General features: G+C 72.4%; 12 protein-coding genes. 7 read left to right on the forward strand and 5 right to left on the reverse strand.

What is annotated here, in order from left to right; all coding sequences use genetic code 11:
- Positions 1-9: 9 nt before the first annotated feature.
- The 4 genes from O7615_RS07705 to O7615_RS07720 all read right to left on the reverse strand — a co-directional run bounded on the left by O7615_RS07705 (position 10) and on the right by O7615_RS07720 (position 4,137).
- Positions 10-1,566 (reverse strand): HAMP domain-containing sensor histidine kinase, encoded by a 1,557-nt coding sequence (locus tag O7615_RS07705; protein ID WP_278176666.1) that lies wholly within the window; start codon positions 1,564-1,566, stop codon positions 10-12.
- Complete coding sequence (locus tag O7615_RS07710; protein ID WP_278176667.1) at positions 1,563-2,264, reverse strand: response regulator transcription factor; 702 nt, start codon at positions 2,262-2,264, stop codon at positions 1,563-1,565. The genes O7615_RS07705 and O7615_RS07710 overlap by 4 nt, the downstream gene beginning before the upstream one ends.
- A gap of 80 nt (positions 2,265-2,344) precedes the next feature.
- The gene (locus tag O7615_RS07715; RefSeq protein WP_278176668.1) at positions 2,345-3,376 is read right to left on the reverse strand and encodes a lysophospholipid acyltransferase family protein; all 1,032 of its coding nucleotides are present in this window, start codon (positions 3,374-3,376) and stop codon (positions 2,345-2,347) included.
- On the reverse strand, positions 3,373-4,137 hold the full coding sequence (locus O7615_RS07720) for a GNAT family N-acyltransferase (RefSeq protein WP_278176669.1): 765 nt from the start codon (positions 4,135-4,137) through the stop codon (positions 3,373-3,375). Before O7615_RS07720 ends, O7615_RS07715 begins: the two co-directional genes overlap by 4 nt.
- A 174-nt stretch (positions 4,138-4,311) precedes the next feature.
- Between O7615_RS07720 and O7615_RS07725 the strand changes: the two genes are divergently transcribed.
- The 7 genes from O7615_RS07725 (at position 4,312) to O7615_RS07755 (ending at position 14,542) form a co-directional block, all read left to right on the forward strand.
- Positions 4,312-4,962 carry a hypothetical protein gene (locus O7615_RS07725; RefSeq protein WP_278176670.1) on the forward strand — a complete coding sequence of 217 codons (651 nt, stop codon included), beginning with the start codon at positions 4,312-4,314 and terminating at the stop codon, positions 4,960-4,962.
- A gap of 149 nt (positions 4,963-5,111) precedes the next feature.
- Positions 5,112-6,047, forward strand: coding sequence for an ATP-binding cassette domain-containing protein (locus O7615_RS07730; RefSeq protein WP_278176671.1), 936 nt, complete (start codon positions 5,112-5,114; stop codon positions 6,045-6,047).
- Positions 6,044-6,859, forward strand: coding sequence for an ABC transporter permease (locus O7615_RS07735; RefSeq protein WP_278176672.1), 816 nt, complete (start codon positions 6,044-6,046; stop codon positions 6,857-6,859). Before O7615_RS07730 ends, O7615_RS07735 begins: the two co-directional genes overlap by 4 nt.
- Before the next feature lie 324 nt (positions 6,860-7,183).
- Positions 7,184-11,002 (forward strand): multifunctional oxoglutarate decarboxylase/oxoglutarate dehydrogenase thiamine pyrophosphate-binding subunit/dihydrolipoyllysine-residue succinyltransferase subunit, encoded by a 3,819-nt coding sequence (locus O7615_RS07740; RefSeq protein ID WP_278176673.1) that lies wholly within the window; start codon positions 7,184-7,186, stop codon positions 11,000-11,002.
- Between the two features lie 88 nt (positions 11,003-11,090).
- Positions 11,091-11,270, forward strand: a complete 180-nt coding sequence (locus O7615_RS07745) for a DUF6104 family protein (protein WP_278176674.1) — start codon at positions 11,091-11,093, stop codon at positions 11,268-11,270.
- 72 nt (positions 11,271-11,342) lie between these two features.
- On the forward strand, positions 11,343-13,427 hold the full coding sequence (gene pta, locus O7615_RS07750; RefSeq protein WP_278176675.1) for a phosphate acetyltransferase: 2,085 nt from the start codon (positions 11,343-11,345) through the stop codon (positions 13,425-13,427).
- A complete protein-coding gene (locus tag O7615_RS07755) occupies positions 13,424-14,542 on the forward strand; it encodes an acetate kinase (RefSeq protein ID WP_278176676.1) in 1,119 nt (372 codons plus the stop codon). The genes pta and O7615_RS07755 overlap by 4 nt, the downstream gene beginning before the upstream one ends.
- Positions 14,543-14,576: 34 nt before the next feature.
- Here the strand turns inward: O7615_RS07755 and O7615_RS07760 are convergent, their stop codons facing one another.
- Complete coding sequence (locus O7615_RS07760; RefSeq protein WP_278176678.1) at positions 14,577-14,741, reverse strand: hypothetical protein; 165 nt, start codon at positions 14,739-14,741, stop codon at positions 14,577-14,579.
- Positions 14,742-14,790: the final 49 nt, after the last annotated feature.

A 14,790-nucleotide genomic window follows, 5' to 3' on the forward strand; every position in this document is an offset into this window, starting at 1 on the left:
GGCTGAAAATCACTCACGCTCGATGTCGGTGGCCGGGGCGAGCGGCAGGCGGACCCGGAAGGTGGCGCCCCCGCCCGGCGTACCGGTCACCTCGACCGTGCCCTGGTGCACCGTCACCAGCGCGGCGACGATGGCCAGCCCGAGGCCGGTGCCGGTGGTGCCGCCGGACCGGCGGGTACGCGAGGCGTCCGCCCGGTAGAAGCGTTCGAAGACCCGTTCCGCCTGCTCGCCGGTGAGCCCCGGGCCGGTGTCGGCCACCTCGATCACCGCCAGGTTGCCCGGTTCGGCGCGCAGCCGCAACGTCACCCCCGCCTCCGGCGGGGTGTGCCGCACCGCGTTGGTCATCAGGTTGCCGATCACCTGTCGCAGGCGGGCGTCGTCGCCGCGTACCACCAACGGGCCGGAACCGGGCTCGATCTCCAGCTCGATGCGCCGGTCCGGTGCCGTCGCCCGGGCCGCCGCCACGGCGTCCGCGGCCAGCACCGGCAGCTCCACCGGGGCGAGTGACAGCGGCCGTTCGCGGTCCAGCCGGGCCAGCAGGAGCAGGTCCTCCACCAGCAGCCCCATCCGGGCCGCCTCGTCCTCGATCCGGCGCAGCAGGTCGGAGGTCCGCTCGGGCTCCCGGGCGGCGCCCTGGCGGTACAGCTCGGCGAAGCCCCGGATGGTGGTCAGCGGGGTACGCAGCTCGTGCGAGGCGTCCGCCACGAACTGCCGCATCCGCTCCTCGGAGCGGCGGGCGCGGGCCTCGGAGGCGCGGGCCCCCTCGGCGGCCTCCCGGGCGGCGGCCTCCGCGGACCGGGCCGCCGACTCCGAGGCCGCGCGGGCGGTGAAAGCCATCTCGATCTGGCTGAGCATCGCGTTGAGGGCCCGGGAGAGCCGGCCCAGTTCCGAGGTCGGACAGGGTTGGCCGTCCTCCGGGTCGGGTACCCGTCGGCTGAGGTCGCCACCGGCGATGGCCGCGGCGGTACGTTCGATCTCCACCAGCGGCTTGAGGCTGGCCCGGACGATCGCCGCGCCGATCGAGGCGAGCAGGATCAGCACCGCCCCGCCGACCAGCAGGTCGATCCAGATCAGCCGCTTGACGGCCCGGTCCACGTCGGTCAGGTGCTGCCCGATCGCCGCCCACTGCCCGTTGGGCAGCTCGGTGTAGAGCATCCGCCAGCGCACCTCGCTGCCCCGCGCCCGGGTGGTGAACGGTTCCCCGGCCTTCTCCTCGAAGCCCGCGGCGTCGTCGGGCCAGGGCGGCAGGTCCGCGGCGGCGAACCGCCGGCTGTCGAACCCGTACCCCTCGACGAGGCCGGTGCTGCGGTTGGTCACCACGACGAGATAGTCGGTGGGAATGCCGAGCCGCCCCTGCTGGGCGGTGATCAGGGCGCTCTCGATGTTGAGCGTCGAGCCCTTCAGCTCCGTGTCGAGCTGGTCGACCAGGTAGTTGTGGAGGAAGTAGGTGGTCAGCGACGCGATCACCAGCAGCGCGGCGGCGACCAGGGCGAGGACGGCCGCGACGAGCTTGACCCGCAGCGGGACCGAGCGGAGTCGGAGCTTGCCCTGCTGGAGCGCGTTCACGCCGCCGGCTTGCGCAGCACGTAGCCGACGCCGCGCAGCGTGTGGATCAGCCGGGGCTCGGTCGTGTCGACCTTGCGCCGCAGGTACGAGATATACGACTCGACGATGTTGTCGTCGCCCCGGAAGTCGTAGTTCCACACGTGGTCGAGGATCTGCGCCTTGGACAGCACCCGGTTGGCGTTGAGCATCAGGTAGCGCAGCAGCTTGAACTCGGTCGGCGAGAGCTGCACCCGCTGACCGGCCCGATACACCTCGTGGGTCTCCTCGTCCAGCTCCAGGTCGGCGAAGGTGAGCCGGGCGGGAGCCTGCTCGCCGGCGCTGGTGCGGCGCAGCACCGCCCGGATCCGGGCGGTCAGCTCCTCCAGGCTGAACGGCTTGGTGACGTAGTCGTCGCCGCCGAGGGTGAGCCCACGGATCTTGTCGTCGGTGGCGTCCCGGGCGGTGAGGAACACCACCGGCGTACGCGTGCCGCCCTCCCGCATCATCCGGATCACCTCGAACCCGTCGAGATCCGGCAGCATCACGTCGAGCACCACGAGATCGGGGCGATGATCCCGGGCCGCGCTGAGCGCGGCGCTACCGCTGGTGGCGGTGGCCACGTCGAAGCCCGCGAAGCGCAGACTCGCGGAGAGCAGTTCGAGGATGTTCGGATCGTCCTCGACGACGAGCAGTCGCGCCTCGGTCTGGGTAGCGGCCATGCCGCCCATCATCCGCGCAGACGCTGCGCCCACGCTGGGCGTGTCCTGAAAAAACCCTGTGTGCATCCCGGGTGCGCGGATCAGGCCGCCAGCGGCAGTCCCCGGTCCGGCGTCTCGGCGGGCGTGCTCGGGGCGTCGGCGCCCGTACCGGCCCGCGACGGCCCGGCTCCCGGCCCGGACGGGACGGGACGCACGACCGGTCTGACCCCGACCCGCGCCGGCACCCGCACCGGCCCTTCCGGCGCCACCTCCCCGACCGCCGGCACCGCCTTCTCCACCGGCGACGACGGTACGAGATGGACCGCCGACTCGGCCACCCGGGCCAGCGACCGCCGGTCGGCGGAGCGGCCCGGGTGCAGCGGCGCGGCGATGTCGATGCTGACCGTCAACTCCGGGACGGCGAGCATCCGCCGTACCGAGCGCAGCAGGGTCTCGTCGCCGACGAAGGCCGGGGCGGTGGTGGTGTCGCCGGTCACCCCGCACCGGTAGCCGATCCGCAGCGGCACAACGGGGGCTCCGGTGTCGATCGCGGCCTGGAACATCGCCGGCCGGAACCCGGTGGGCGGACGGCAGGAGGCCCCCGCACCGCACCAGGTGGTCCCCTCCGGGAACACCGCGACCGACCGGCCGGCCCGCAGCGCCTCGGCGACCCGGCCCACCGTCGCGGGCAGCTCGCGGGGGCGGGAACGGTCCACGAAGACGGTGCCGGCCGCGCGGGCGAGCAGCCCGACCAGCGGCCACCGGCCCACCTCGTGCTTGGCCACCAGCCGGGCCGGTGCCACCGCCAGCACCGCCAGGATGTCCCACCAGGAGACGTGGTTGGCGACCAGCAGGGCGCGCCGCCGGGGCAGCCGACCGCGCACCTCCAGGCGTACGCCGCAGGCCCGCGCCGTGGCCCGCGCCCAGCCGCGCAGCGCCACCTGCCGCTCCCGGGCGGGCAGCACCGGGAGCAGCGCCGCCAGCCCGATCCCGAGCCCGAGCATGCCGAGCAGGCCGGCGGCGCGGCCCAGTTGCCGGACCGCCGGCACCACCGGGGCCTCGCCGGGGCGGGGCAGGCAGCCGGGGCCGCAGCCGGAACTCGGCCGCCAGAGCGGGTGCGCCAGCGTGGTCACGGCTGGCCGCCGAGGAAGTGTCGCAGGTAGCGGGGGTTGATCCGGTCCATGGAGAGCAGCACGTAGTAGTCGGCCACGCCGAAGTCGGGGTCGTACGTCGGCTCGCCGCAGACCCAGGCGCCGAGGCGGAGGTACCCGCGCAGCAGCGGCGGAACCAGCTTCGCCGACCCCGCGACGGTCTCGGTGGGGACGCCGGGCTCGGCGAACCAGGGCCGCAGTGGGCGCACCCGCAGCGGCGGCGGCGACAGGTGCTTCGCCCGTGCCTGGGCCCAGACCTCGGCGGCGGCGAGGCCACCGTCGGCCACCGGCACGGAGGCGCATCCACCGAGCCAGCGCAGCCCTCGCAGGTGCAGGTAGCGGGCGATACCGGCCCACATCAGGTTGATCACCGCACCGGTGCGGTGGTCGGGGTGTACGCAGGACCGACCCGCCTCGACCAGCTGCGTACGCAGTGGATCGAGCGCGGTCAGGTCGAACTCGCTCTCGGCGTAGCGGCGGCTGGTCCGCCCCGGCGGGAGCAGCCGGTACGTCCCGACCACCTCGCCGGTGCGCTCCTGGCGCACCACCAGGTGGTCGCAGTACGGGTCGAAGGCGTCACGGTCGAGGCCGGCCGCGTCCGGGGACACGGTGGCGCCCAGTTCGTCGGCGAACACCTGATGACGCAGGCGCTGCGCAGCCTCGACCTGACGCGGGTCGTCGGCGATGGAGAGGGTGTAGCCGCTGGTCGTCAGTGCTACGTCCGCGGCGGGCAGAACGGCCATGCTCCCTGTGTAGCCCCCGGTGGGTTGCCAGCCCCGGTGACCAGCGGTGTCGATCCGGTGAACGCCGGTCGGCGACCCGTGGCCGACCCCCGCCGGAAAGGCGCGGGCGGCGACCGTGCGAGGCTGCCGGCGTCCCCGGCGACGAGGCCGGCGGGCGCGGCGGAGGGAACCCGGATGATCATCGAGGCGCGCTTCAACGGACCGTCCGGCTCGGGCAACGGCGGGTGGAGCGCCGGTGTCTTCGCCGCCGCGTACGGCGCGGACGCTCCGGTCGAGGTGACCCTGCGGCGACCGCCGCCGCTGGACACCCCGCTGACGCTGGTGGCCGGGGAGGTACACGATCCGGCCGGCGAGGTGGTCGCGCAGCTGCGCCCGGCGCAGGAGTGGGACAACGAGGTGGTGCCGCCGGTCGACCTGGCGACCGCCCGGTCCGCCTCGGCGGCGTACCCCGGGCTGATCGACCACCCGTTTCCCGGCTGCTATGTCTGCGGCCCGGATCGCGCCGACGGCCTGCGGATCTTCCCGGGGCCGCTGCCGGACGGCCGGACGGCCGCGCCGGTGCGGACGCCGCAGGGGGTCACCCCCGCCACGGTCTGGGCCGCCCTGGACTGCCCGGGCGGCTGGGCGGTGATCGGCGCCGGCCGGCCGTACGTGCTCGGCCGGATCACGGCCCGGGTCGAGGCGCTGCCCCGCCCGGGCGACGAGTGCGTGGTCACCGGGGCGGCGATCGGCACCGAGGGCCGCAAGGCGCTCGTGCGCACCAGCCTGTACGCCCCGGACGGCAACCTGCTCGGCCACGCCCGGGCCACCTGGATCGCCGTGTAGGCACGGGCGTCGATCGGCTCGTACCTGGGGAGGAGACGGCTCCTGCCTGAGACGGATCACGATCTACAGAGCGAGCCCGATTGAATTGTTTGACCAGTAACGTCACGCTGTGCCACGGCGCATTCCGGCGCCAACACGGGAGGAGAACGATGACCGACGGGCAGCCAAGCCCCAACAGCGACGCCCAGATCGTGGTTTCCGGCCTGACCAAGCAGTACCGCAACGTGCTCGCGGTGAGTGACCTGTCGTTCACGATCGCACCGGGTCGGGTCACCGGCTTCCTCGGCCCGAACGGCGCGGGTAAGACCACCACGCTGCGCATGCTGCTGAACCTGGTCACCCCGACCGCCGGAACGGCGACCATCGGTGGCCACCGGTATCCCGACCTGGCCGACCCGCTGCGACATGTGGGCGCGGTACTGGAGGCGTCCAGCGCACACAAGGGCCGTACCGGCATCAGTCACCTGCGGGTGATCTGCGCGGCCGCCGGGCTGCCCCGGCAGCGGGCCGACGAGGCACTGGCCCTGGTCGGGCTGACCCCGGCGGCCAAGCGCAAGTTCAAGGGCTACTCGCTGGGCATGAAGCAGCGGCTCGGTATCGCCGCCGCGATGCTCGGCGACCCGCGGGTGCTCATCCTCGACGAGCCGGCCAACGGGCTGGACCCGGAGGGCATCCGCTGGATGCGCGGGTTCCTCAAGGGACTGGCCGCCGAGGGGCGCACCGTGCTGGTCTCCAGCCACCTGCTCTCGGAGATGCAGCTGCTGGCCGACGACGTGGTGATCATCGCGGCCGGGCAGCTGGTCCGGCAGGGCCCGGTCGACCAGGTGATCGGATCGATGGCGCAGGGCGTACGCGTCCGGGTCCGCACCCCGCAGGCCGACGCGCTGACGGCCGCGCTGGCCGACGGGCCGGCCACGGTGGAGGACGACGGGCAGGGCGCCCTCCTGATCGCCGGGGTGGACGCCCCGACGGTCGGCCGGGCGGCGCTGACCGCCGGGGTGGAACTGCACGAGCTGACCACTGAACGACCCGACCTCGAACGCGTGTTCCTGGAGCTGACGGCCGGAAAGGCGGGCATCCGATGAGCAACCTCGTCCGCTCCGAACTGCTGAAGATCCGTACGACCAGCACCTGGTGGTGGCTGGCCATCGGTGCGTTCCTGTCGATCGCCCTGGCCTTCGCCTTCAACGCCTGGCTGGCCACCGAGACGCTCAGCGGCGGCGGGGAGGAGTTCGGCGTCACCGGCGACGCTGCCTCCGCGCCGGCGCAGGCGGCCAACCTCTACACCTCCGGGCAGTACCTCGGCCTGATGTTCGTGATGCTCATCGGCATCCTCATGGTCACCAACGAGTTCTTCCACCAGACGGCGACCACGACGTTCCTGGCCACCCCGCGGCGCACCTCGGTGATCGTCAGCAAGCTCATCGCGGCCAGCCTGCTGGGCTTCGCGTTCTGGCTGGTCACCACGCTGATCGACCTCGCCGCCGGTGCGACGTTCCTGGCGCTGAACGACTACGGCACCCAGCTCGGCGAGTGGGAGGTCCAGCGGGCGCTGCTGCTCAACCTGATGGCGTACGCCATCTGGACGGTGCTCGGCGTGGGCATCGGCACGTTGATCACCAACCAGCTGGGCGCGGTGATCACCGCCTCCGTGCTCTACCTGATCGGTACGCAGGTGGTGGGCCTGCTCTTCCTGCTGCTGGCGAACGTGCTGGACAACATGGCAGTGATCAAGTGGCAGGTGATCTGGCCGGCCGCCGCGTCCCAGATCATGATCACTCCGGGGGAGAACGAGATGCTGCCCGCCTGGTGGGTCGGCGCGCTGGTGCTGGTGGCCTACGCCGTGGTCAGCGGCGTGGTCGGCATCCTGATCACCCGGCGCCGCGACATCTCCTGACCGCAGGTCGGCTGACCACAGGTCGGCGCCACGCCTTGACGGGCCCGGTTCACCGGTCGACGACCGGCGGGCCGGGCCCGTCGGGGCCGCCGTCGCCGGCCGGGCCCGGCGCCGATCCGGGCCGGTCGGCCATAGCAGCGATCAAGGGGATACGCAGCGCTTACCGAACTTCTGTCATCTTCTGTGAATCCGACCACGCGTCGGGTACGGAAATGCCCCGAGGATCCGTACCGCGTAGCCTGGGAACCGTCCTGTGCGCCCGTCCCGGCGTCACCGGGCGCCGCGTGACACACCACACCCGCGTGAAAGAGGCGATTACCGGCCGTGTCGACCCAGCAGACTTCGCAGGAGAACCCACTGGCGGGTTTCGGCCCGAACGAGTGGATCGTCGAGGAGATGTACCAGCGCTACCTCGCCGACCCCACCAGCGTCGACCCGGCCTGGCACGACTTCTTCGCCGACTACCGACCCGGCCAGAGCACCGGCCGCGCCGGCAACGGTGACGGCCGGCCGGCCACCACCGCCGACACCGAATCGAAGGACGCCACCCCGGCCAAGGCCGAGCCGGCGGCGAAGAGCGCGCCCGCCGCCCAGAGCGAACCGGCCACCAAGGCCGAGCCGGCAGGCAAGAGCGAGCCGGCAGGCAAGGGCGAACGCCGCCCGGCACCGGCCAAGGCCAAGGCCAAGCCTGCCGCCAAGGCCGAGCCCACCGCCACGAAGAGCGAGCCGGCCGCCGCCAAGGCCGAGCCGGCGAAGAGCCAGACCACCCAGACCGCGCCGACCGCCACCGGGCCGCAGACCACGCCGCTGCGCGGGGTCGCCGCCCGGATCGTCCAGAACATGGGCGCCTCGCTGGCCGTGCCGACCGCGACCAGCGTCCGCGCCGTGCCGGCCAAGCTCCTGGTCGACAACCGCATCGTGATCAACAACCACCTCGCCCGGGGTCGCGGTGGCAAGGTCAGCTTCACCCACCTGGTCGGCTACGCCCTGGTGCGGGCCCTGGTCGCGCACCCCGAGATGAACAACTCCTTCGCCGAGGTCGACGGCAAGCCGGCGATGGTCCGCCCGGAGCACGTCAACCTCGGCATCGCCATCGACCTGACCAAGCCCGACGGCAGCCGCAACCTGGTGGTCCCCTCCATCAAGGGCTGCGAGAAGATGGACTTCCGGCAGTTCTGGCAGGCGTACGAGGACGTCGTCCGGCGGGCCCGCCGCAACGAGCTGACCATGGAGGACTACGCCGGCACCACGATCTCGCTGACCAACCCCGGCGGCATCGGCACGGTGCACTCCATGCCGCGGCTCATGCAGGGCCAGAGCGCGATCATCGGGGTCGGCGCCATGGAGTATCCGGCGCCGTACCAGGGCATGAGCGAGGCCACCCTGGCCGAACTGGCGGTCAGCAAGGTCATCACCCTGACCAGCACGTACGACCACCGGATCATCCAGGGCGCGCAGTCCGGTGAGTTCCTCAAGGCCATGCACGAGCTGATGCTCGGCGAGCACGGCTTCTACGACCAGATCTTCACCGCGCTGCGCATCCCGTACGAGCCGGTGCGCTGGATGCGCGATGTCGCGGTCGACAGCGAGGGTCAGATCAACAAGACCGCGCGGGTGCACGAGCTGATCCACGCCTACCGGGTCCGGGGCCACCTGATGGCCGACACCGACCCGCTGGAGTTCAAGATCCGCAAACACCCGGACCTGGACGTCCTCCAGCACGGGCTGACCCTGTGGGACCTGGACCGCACCTTCCCGGTCAACGGCTTCGCCGGCCGGCAGCGGATGAAGCTGCGCGACATCCTCGGCGTGCTACGCGACTCGTACTGCCGGCGGGTCGGCATCGAGTACATGCACATCCAGGACCCGGAGGAGCGGCGCTGGATCCAGGAGCGGGTCGAGCGCAAGTACGAGAAGCCGCCGGCCGGCGAGCAGAAGCACGTGCTCAACCGGCTCAACGCGGCCGAGGCGTTCGAAACCTTCCTGCAGACCAAGTACGTCGGCCAGAAGCGCTTCTCGCTGGAGGGCGGCGAGTCGCTGATCCCGCTGCTCGGTGAGGTGCTGGAAGCCTCCGCCGAGGGCGGGCTGGACGAGGTCGTCATCGGCATGGCCCACCGGGGCCGGCTCAACGTGCTGGCCAACATCGTCGGCAAGCCGTACGAGAAGATCTTCTCGGAGTTCGAGGGGCACCTGGACCCGCGTTCCACCCAGGGCTCGGGCGACGTGAAGTACCACCTCGGCCAGAACGGCAAGTTCACCACCCCCGACGGCGACCACGCGGTCAAGGTCTCGGTGGTGGCGAACCCGTCCCACCTGGAGGCCGTCGACCCGGTGCTGGAGGGCATCGTGCGGGCCAAGCAGGACCGCATCGACCTCAAGCTGGAGGGCTACACCGTGCTGCCGCTGGCGGTGCACGGCGACGCGGCCTTCGCCGGTCAGGGCGTGGTCGCCGAGACGCTGAACCTCTCCCAGCTGCGCGGCTACCGCACCGGCGGGACGGTGCACGTGGTGGTCAACAACCAGGTCGGCTTCACCACCGCACCGGAGTACTCCCGGTCCAGCCTCTACAGCACCGACGTGGCCCGGATGATCCAGGCCCCGATCTTCCACGTCAACGGCGACGACCCGGAGGCCGTGGTCCGGGTCGCCCGGCTGGCCTTCGAGTACCGCCAGGCGTTCAACAAGGACGTCGTGATCGACCTGGTCTGCTACCGGCGGCGCGGGCACAACGAGGGCGACGACCCGTCGATGTCCAACCCCCAGATGTACCGGATCATCGATTCGAAGCGCTCGGTCCGCAAGCTCTACACCGAGGAGCTGATCGGGCGGGGCGACATCACCGTGGAGGACGCCGAGGAGCTGCTGCGCGACTACCAGGCCCAGCTGGAACGGGTCTTCAAGGCCACCCGCGACGCGGCCAGCACGCCCCGCCAGCTGAGCCGGCCGTCCCGCCAGGACGAGCCGGAGCCGCAGGTGGAGACGGCGACCGAGGCCTCGGTCGTCAAGGCCATCGGCGAGGCACACGTCAACCTGCCCGAGGGCTTCACCCCGCACAAGCGGATCCAGCAGCTGCTCGACCGGCGGGCCCGGATGGCCGTCGAGGGCACCATCGACTGGGGCTTCGGCGAGATCATCGCCTTCGGCGCGCTGCTGCACGACGGGGTCACCGTCCGCCTCGCCGGGCAGGACTCGCGGCGCGGCACCTTCGTGCAGCGGCACGCCTCGGTGGTCGACGCGGAGACCGGCGACGACTACCTGCCGTTGCAGTCGCTGACCGGCGACGGCGAGCGGTCCCGGTTCTTCGTGCACGACTCGCTGCTGTCGGAGTACGCGGCGATGGGCTTCGAGTACGGCTACTCGGTGGAGAACCTCGACGCGCTGGTCTGCTGGGAGGCGCAGTTCGGTGACTTCGTCAACGGCGCCCAGTCGGTGATCGACGAGTTCATCTCCTCCGGCGAGGTGAAGTGGGGTCAGCGCTCCGCGATCACCCTGCTGCTGCCGCACGGCCACGAGGGGCAGGGACCGGACCACACCTCCGGGCGCCCGGAGCGGTTCCTCCAGCTCTGCGCGGAGGACAACATGCGGGTGGCCGTCCCGACCACCCCGGCGAACTACTTCCACCTGCTGCGTCGCCAGGCCCTCTCGCCGAAGCGCAAGCCGCTGGTGGTGTTCACGCCGAAGTCGCTGCTGCGGCACAAGCTCTGCGTCTCCTCGGTGGAGGACTTCACCACCGGCACCTTCGCCCCGGTGCTGGCCGACCAGGCTGCCCCGGCCGCCGACCAGGTCAAGCGGGTGCTGCTCTGCTCGGGCAAGGTCTACTACGACCTGTACCAGGCCCGGCAGGAGCGCGGCGTCACCGACACCGCGATCATCCGGCTGGAGCAGCTCTACCCGATGCCGGTGGAGGAGATCCGCGCCGCGCTCGCGCAGTACCCGAACGCGGAGGACTTCGCCTGGGTGCAGGAGGAGCCGGCCAACCAGGGCGCCTGGTCGTTCGTCGCGCTCAACCTGCTGGAGCACCTCGACGGGGTCCGGCTGCGCCGGATCTCCCGCCCGGCCGCCGCCGCCCCGGCCGTCGGCTCGGCGAAGATGCACGAGGTCGAGCAGCGCGCGCTGATCGAGGCGGCGCTCCCCCGCCCCTGACGAGATCCATCCCGGTCCCGTCCCACCGACCGGTGGGGCGGGGCCGGCCGGCTGCACCGGGGACGCCGGTGAGGAAGCGAGTAGGCGCATGTACTTCACCGACCGGGGCATCGAGGAACTGGTCGAGCGGCGCGGCGACGAGCAGGTCGGCCTGGCGTGGCTCGGCGAGCGGCTGCGGGACTTCGTCGACCTGAACCCCGAGTTCGAGACCCCGATCGAACGCTTCGCCACCTGGCTGGCCCGCCTCGACGACGAAGACGACGACTGATCACCGTACCGGGCCCAACGGCCCGGACGGGCGGGTCCGGGGGCCGGGCGCGACGAACCTGGATCTTGTAGCGTGGGTGCCGTGGCCCGGAGCGTGTATCTGACCAGCGTCGGCTCGGGCGGAGGGAAGTCGACCATCGCCCTCGGCCTCGCCGAGTTGTTGTCCCGGCAGGTCGGCGGGATCGGCGTGTTCCGTCCGCTGGTCGCGCAGGACCGGCCGGACCCGATCCTCACCCTGCTCAGCGAGCGGTACCGGGTGGGGCTGCCCGTGGCGGACCTGCACGGCACCACGTACGCCGAGGCGACCGCCCTGGTCGCGGACGGCCGCCGGGAGGAGCTGATCTCCCGGATCGTCGAGCGCTACCGGGACGTCGAACGGCGGTTCGCGGCGATGGTCGTGGTCGGCAGCGACTTCGCCGCCGCCGGTGACACCGCCGGTCCACGCGAACTGGCCTTCAACGCCCGGCTGGCCACGGAGTTCGGCAGCGTGGTGGTACCGGTGGTCGACGGCTTCGGGCAGCAGCCAGCGGCGATCGCCGCCGCCGCCCGCGGCGCGTACCACGACCTGGCGGACCTCGGCGCGACCGTGCTCACCGTGCTGGCCAACCGGGTGCCCGGCGCGATGACGCTGCCCCGCCTGCCGGTGCCCGCGTACGCCATCCCGGAGGTGCCGACGGTTTCCGCGCCGACGGTGGCCGAGGTGGCGGCGGCGCTCGGCGCCACCCTGCTCACCGGCGACGACACCGCGCTCGGCCGGGACGTGCTCGACTACGTGGTCGGCGCGGCGCACGTGCCGACCCTGCTGGAGCACCTGACCGAGGGCGCCCTGGTGATCATGCCGGGTGACCGGGACGACCTGCTGGTGGCCACGAGCGCCGCGCACGTGTCCGGGCAGGTGTCGCTGGCCGGGCTGGTGCTCACCCTCGGCGTGCCGCCCGACCCCAGGGCGATGCGGCTGGTGGAGGCGTTGAACGCCCGCCTCGCGGTCCTCTCGGTGACCAGCGACAGCTACCACACGGTCGCCGCGTCGAGCCGGATCGAGGGCCGGCCCAGCGCCGGCAACCCGCGCAAGGTGGAGGCCGCGCTCGGCGCGTTCGAGGCGCACGTCGACACCGTCGAGCTGGCCAGCCGGCTGCGGGTCAGCCGCTCCGCACGGGTCACCCCGCTGATGTTCGAGTACGACCTCATCGACCGCGCCCGCGCCCAGCGCCGGCAGCTGGTGCTGCCGGAGGGGACGGAGGGGCGCATCCTGCGCGCCACGGAGATCCTGCTGCGCCGGGGCGTGGCCGACCTGACCCTGCTCGGCCGCCCCGACGAGGTCGCCCGGCGCGCCCGGGAACTGGGCGTCGACATCGGCGCGGCCCGGGTGGTGGACCCGGCGACCAGCCAGTGGCGCGACGAGTTCGCCGAGGCGTACGCGAAGATGCGGGCCCACCGGGGGGTCACCGTCGAGCTGGCGCACGACATCGTGGCGCAGCCGAACTACTTCGGCACCATGATGGTGTGGGCGGGCCACGCCGACGGCATGGTCTCCGGCGCCACCCACACCACCGCGGCGACCATCCGGCCCGCGTTCGAGATCATCAAGAACCTGCCGGAGGTCTCCGTCGCCTCCAGCGTCTTCTTCATGCTGCTCGCCGACCGGGTGCTGGTCTACGGCGACTGCGCGGTCAACCGCGACCCGGACGCCGCCCAGCTGGCCGACATCGCGATCTCCTCGGCCGACACGGCGGCCCGGTTCGGCATCGAGCCCCGGGTGGCGATGCTGTCGTACTCCACCGGAAGTTCGGGCGCGGGCGCGGACGTGGAGAAGGTCGCGGCGGCCACCGCGCTGGTCCGCCAGCGCCGGCCCGAACTGGCCGTCGAGGGCCCGATCCAGTACGACGCGGCCATCGATCCGGCCGTGGCAGCCACCAAGCTGCCCGGCAGTGCGGTCGCCGGCCGGGCGACGGTCTTCATCTTCCCCGACCTGAACACCGGCAACAACACGTACAAGGCGGTGCAGCGCTCGGCCGGAGCGGTGGCCGTCGGGCCGGTGATGCAGGGCCTGCGCCGGCCGGTCAACGATCTCTCCCGGGGAGCCACCGTGCCGGACATCGTCAACACCGTGGCGATCACCGCCATCCAGGCCGCCGCCCTCGGTGAGGTGGCGCCGTGAGCAAGGTGCTGGTGCTCAACAGCGGGTCGTCGTCGGTCAAGTACCGGCTGTACGACGGCGACCACATCCTCGACAAAGGCACCGTCGAACGGATCGGCGAGCCGGGCGGCGGGCCACCCGACCACGCCGGCGCGATCCGGCAGATCCTGGCCGGGCTGGACCTGACCGGCCTCGCCGCCGTGGGTCACCGGGTGGTGCACGGCGGCCGGCGGTTCACCGCGCCGACGCTGGTGGACGACGCGGTGCTGGCCGCCATCACCGAGCTGGTGCCGCTGGCGCCGCTGCACAACCCGGCGAACCTCGCCGGCATCACGGTGGCCCGTGAGGCGCTGCCGGGGGTGCCGCAGGTCGCCGTCTTCGACACGGCGTTCCACCACACGCTGCCCGATTCCGCCGCCACCTACGCGATCGACCGGGAGGTCGCGCAGCGCTACGGCATCCGGCGGTACGGCTTCCACGGGACCTCGCACGCGTACGTCTCCCGGCGGACGGCGGAGCTGCTGGGCCGACCGTACGCCGAGGTGAACACGATCACCCTGCACCTGGGCAACGGGGCCAGCGCGTGCGCGGTCGCCGGTGGGCGCAGCGTCGCCACCTCGATGGGGATGTCCCCGCTGGAGGGCCTGGTGATGGGTACCCGCAGCGGCGACCTCGACCCGACCATCGTGTTTCATTTGCGCCGCGAGGGCGGGCTGGGCGTCGACGAGATCGACGACCTGCTCAACCACCGCAGCGGCCTGCTCGGGCTGACCGGGGCCAACGACGTACGCGAACTGCTCTCCCGCCGGGAGGCGGGAGACGAGTCGGCAACGCTCGCCTTCGACGTCTACTGCCGGCGGATCACCGGTTACGTGGGGGCGTACTACGCCCTGCTCGGCCACGTGGACGCGGTCACCTTCACCGCCGGTGTCGGCGAGCACGCCGCACCGGTACGCGCGGCGGCGCTGGCCGGGCTGGGCCGGCTCGGCATCGCCGTCGACCCGGGCCGCAACGCGGGCAGTGGCGACCGGCTCATCTCGCCGGACGGCGCGGAGGTAGCCGTCTGTGTCATCGGCACCGACGAGGAGCGGGAGATCGCCCGGGCTGCCCGGGCGGTGGTCACGGCGGACAGCTGACACCAAACCGGGCAGCTCAGCCGGCCCGGTTTGCTCAGCTGAAGGCGAGCCAGGTGGCCAGGGCGACCAGCACCAGCGCGGCCACGGCCACGGCGACGATCAGACCGGTACGCGACGCCGCCTCCGGCGGGGCATCCGGGTTGGCGAAGGCGCGGAACGCCTCGGTGTTGCCGCTCGGGTCGGTGTAGTTCTCAGCCATGCCGGGAACCTTAGCGAAACCGGACCAGCCGGACCGCCCCGTACGCCCG

Source organism: Micromonospora sp. WMMD1082, from assembly GCF_029626175.1.
Classification (GTDB): Bacteria; Actinomycetota; Actinomycetes; order Mycobacteriales; family Micromonosporaceae; genus Micromonospora.

What these genes read in the sequence shown, in the direction of transcription:
- O7615_RS07735 (WP_278176672.1), top strand. Translation starts at nt 6,044, where the DNA reads ATGAGCAACCTCGTCCGCTCCGAACTGCTGAAGATCCGTACGACCAGC.
- O7615_RS07730 (WP_278176671.1), top strand. Translation starts at nt 5,112, where the DNA reads ATGACCGACGGGCAGCCAAGCCCCAACAGCGACGCCCAGATCGTGGTT.
- O7615_RS07725 (WP_278176670.1), top strand. Translation starts at nt 4,312, where the DNA reads ATGATCATCGAGGCGCGCTTCAACGGACCGTCCGGCTCGGGCAACGGC.
- O7615_RS07710 (WP_278176667.1), bottom strand. Translation starts at nt 2,264, where the DNA reads ATGGCCGCTACCCAGACCGAGGCGCGACTGCTCGTCGTCGAGGACGAT.
- O7615_RS07720 (WP_278176669.1), bottom strand. Translation starts at nt 4,137, where the DNA reads ATGGCCGTTCTGCCCGCCGCGGACGTAGCACTGACGACCAGCGGCTAC.
- O7615_RS07745 (WP_278176674.1), top strand. Translation starts at nt 11,091, where the DNA reads ATGTACTTCACCGACCGGGGCATCGAGGAACTGGTCGAGCGGCGCGGC.
- O7615_RS07760 (WP_278176678.1), bottom strand. Translation starts at nt 14,741, where the DNA reads ATGGCTGAGAACTACACCGACCCGAGCGGCAACACCGAGGCGTTCCGC.